We start from the raw sequence: 1353 nt of genomic DNA on the forward strand, positions 1-1353 counted from the left end.
GGATGGAATAGCGCGCCGTCTTCGGCGCGATCACCCGGTGGCGTGTCGCCTGCACCACGCCGCCTGTCCAGCGTTCCAGCAACTGCCCGAAATTCACCGCCAGCGTGCCGTCTGCGGGCGGCACGTCGATCCACTCACCGGCATGGTTCTTGGCCTGCAGGCCTTCGACGCCATCCTGCGCCAACAGCGTCACGAAGCCGGAATCGGCGTGCTCGCGGCCGATGACCAGCCGCCGTTCGCCCTTGTGCATGACCGAAAATTCAGGCTTCGACAGGTCGACCGCGCCGTCCTCGGTACGCAGCGGATAGCGGATCAGCCTGAGCGTCGAGATGCCGCCCTGGAAATGGCCGTCGAAAATGTCGTCCTCGAGCCCAAGGCTGCGCGCTATCGAGGCCATCAGCGCCGCGCCGACCTTTTCCATCGAGCGGTAGTAATGCGCTGCCGCCGCCTTCCATCCTGGAACGTCGCTTTCGGCCGGCAGCGGCGTGCGCTCCAGCAGCGGGTCGTCGGCCGCGAACTCGGCGTCGGCATGGGCGACGTCCGGCCCCATGTCGATGCCTTCCTTGTAGGACACCGCGGTCGGCTGCAGCGGGAACCAGCCGCGATAGTAGTTGGATTTCGACGGATCGAAATTCCAGCGCAGCAGCTTCTGCTTTTCCGCATCCGGCAGCTCGAAGATCTTCAGGAGCTCGCCGCGCCGCTCACGCGTCAGAAGCTCGGCGCCGGGAAAGCCGCGAGCGGTCATGAAGCCGATGCCGCAGGCGGCGGCGAAGATCTGGCGGTCGGCCTCGTCGCGGGCGGGCGAGGGCGGCCCGAACAGCGGCGCGATGTCGATGGCGGGGATGGTCTCACTCATCTTGCGATCCTTGCGATGCTTGGGAACCGGCGTGCCGCAATCGAATTCGCCGACGCAGAGGCGCACGCCGTCACGCGAGGGCCTCGCTTACTGTCGGTAAGGATTTCCGGATTTGCTGGCATCGCGGGTCCGTTTCGTTCCGACGCCTTGCCGGTCGGAGAAAGCGGCTCGAACCCGGTGCCATGGTAGGAGGAAACGTCCAACAGGGAGGCGGCTTTGTCAAGCGCCGGCAGGCGGTTGACAGATGCCCCGGCCTGAACGACAGTCGCGCCGCCCCATGGCACAGGGCTTTCGAGGGAACGAGCCGCAATTCGACAGGTCGCAGCGCGACCAGCGGAGAAGCGAGATGCTCGACGAAAGCCGGATTTTCCAGACCAACCGTGATTTTCGCGGACGCCCATTGGCACGTGTTCGTTTCGCTGCGAAGCAACGTTAGGCGAGGGCGTTCATGTCCATCTCAGGCAAAAACGACATCGACTGGCAGGCCTTCGCCAGGG

General features: G+C 65.3%; 1 protein-coding gene. It reads right to left on the minus strand.

The genetic code is table 11. The features are described from left to right. Nucleotides 1–856, minus strand: an 856-nt coding sequence (locus tag EOD07_RS34485; RefSeq protein ID WP_164772843.1) for a 2OG-Fe(II) oxygenase family protein, incomplete at its 3' end; no start/stop codon positions are given. Between the last annotated feature and the right edge of the window lie 497 nt (nucleotides 857–1353).

The organism is Mesorhizobium sp. M2C.T.Ca.TU.002.02.1.1 (assembly GCF_003997225.1).